Annotated in this window: 2 protein-coding genes; both read right to left on the bottom strand. The window is 46.9% G+C overall.

Annotated features, from left to right (window positions below; translation table 11 throughout):
* Positions 1 to 112 precede the first annotated feature (112 nt).
* The gene (ppk2, locus tag R7040_RS24355; protein ID WP_005460167.1) at positions 113 to 889 is read right to left on the bottom strand and encodes a polyphosphate kinase 2; all 777 of its coding nucleotides are present in this window, start codon (positions 887 to 889) and stop codon (positions 113 to 115) included.
* A gap of 69 nt (positions 890 to 958) precedes the next feature.
* The coding region (locus tag R7040_RS24350) for a copper homeostasis protein CutC (RefSeq protein ID WP_318097243.1) at positions 959 to 1,621 on the bottom strand (663 nt) is incomplete at its 5' end.

Genomic DNA, 1,621 nt, shown 5'->3' with positions numbered 1-1,621 from the left:
TAAGGACGTTCGTCACCTTGGTGATCAAAGCATTGATGATGTGTTGAAGTAACGCTTCATGTAAATGAAAAAGACCAGCGAACGCTGGTCTTTTGGATCTTAGAAGCCGAGATCAGTACTTATCCGGTACAAACGTTTGATCGTCTATTGGCGCTCTGACGTAGCCCTCTTTATTGATCTCTGGTAACTCAATTGGTGGGTACTCTAGCGCTTTATATTCAATTTGACTGAGTAGATGACTAATGCAATTTAAGCGCGCTTTTTGTTTTGAATCTGAAGGTACAACCCACCAAGGACAGTTTTTGGTGTCGGTGTAAGCGAACATCTTGTCTTTTGCTTCAGAATACTCAGCCCAGCGGTGTCGAGATTCTAGATCCATCGGGCTGAACTTCCAGCGCTTTATCGGTGTGTTGATGCGCCCTAAGAAGCGTTTTTCCTGCTCCTCGTCGGAGACCGAAAACCAGTACTTGAGCAAAATAATGCCTGAGCGTTGCAGCATTCTCTCGAATTCAGGGCAAGAGCGTAGAAATTCTTCATATTCATCTGGCGTACAAAAGCCCATGACTTTTTCGACGCCAGCTCGGTTATACCAACTGCGGTCAAACAAGACGATTTCACCGGCGGATGGCAGGTGCGCGACATAACGTTGAAAGTACCATTGTGTCTTTTCTTTTTCAGTCGGTGCGGGCAATGCCACTACGCGGCAAACTCGGTGATTTAACTTTTCCGTAATTCTCTTAATTACGCCGCCTTTGCCTGCGGCATCACGGCCTTCAAACAGAACGACGACTTTTAGTCCTTTGTGTTTAACCCATTCTTGCAGCTTTACCAATTCGACCTGCAGCTTTTTAAGCTCTTGTTCGTATTCCTTTTTCTTTAGCTTAGACATTATTCGTTCCTCACTCCTTGATGCTCAATATGTTAGCACTCAACGTAGGAAGTGGGGATTTCGAGTGTGTTATTTGAGAGCTGCTGCGACGTTGGCGATGGCTTGAGTACTGGTAATAGGAATCGCAAAATCATCGACATCTGAAGCGCCCATTTTGCTTTGTTCAGCAACAAAGGTCATTTGGCTAGGGCGTGTGGTCTTGCCTGAAAGATGGACTTCTTGCACGTTCGTGTTTTTTACTAAATCACGGACGTTGTCTGCATTCACTCCCGCCCCGGCCATGATCGCAATGCGCCCTTGGGCTTGTTCCACAAGAGATTTAAGTACGCTCTCGCCTGCTGGTGCAGATGGAGCGAGGCCTGAAGTCAGAATACGTTCGCAACCTAAATGGATGATATCTTCCAACGCTTGTTCTGCATTGCGGCATTGATCAAATGCACGATGAAACGTGATACCAAGACCCAGTGCTTGTGCAAACTCGCACAAAGCGGTGGCAAACGGCATGTGGATATCACCTTCTTGTGTCAGTACGCCAAGCACCACTCCATCTAAACCAGATTGATGAGCGGTTTCTGTGTCCCAACGCATCATGTCTAGCTCCTCTTCGTTATAGAAAAAGTCGCCTTGGCGTGGACGAATCATGGCATACACTGGCACAGAAGATTGTTTGGCCGCTTGCTGCATAAAACCGAAGCTTGGCGTTAAGCCACCCAATGCGAGAGATGAGCAAAG

Source organism: Vibrio sp. 1069, from assembly GCF_033340555.1.
The sequence above is the reverse complement of the archived record's forward strand: the minus strand, read 5'-3'. Positions and strand labels throughout refer to the sequence as shown.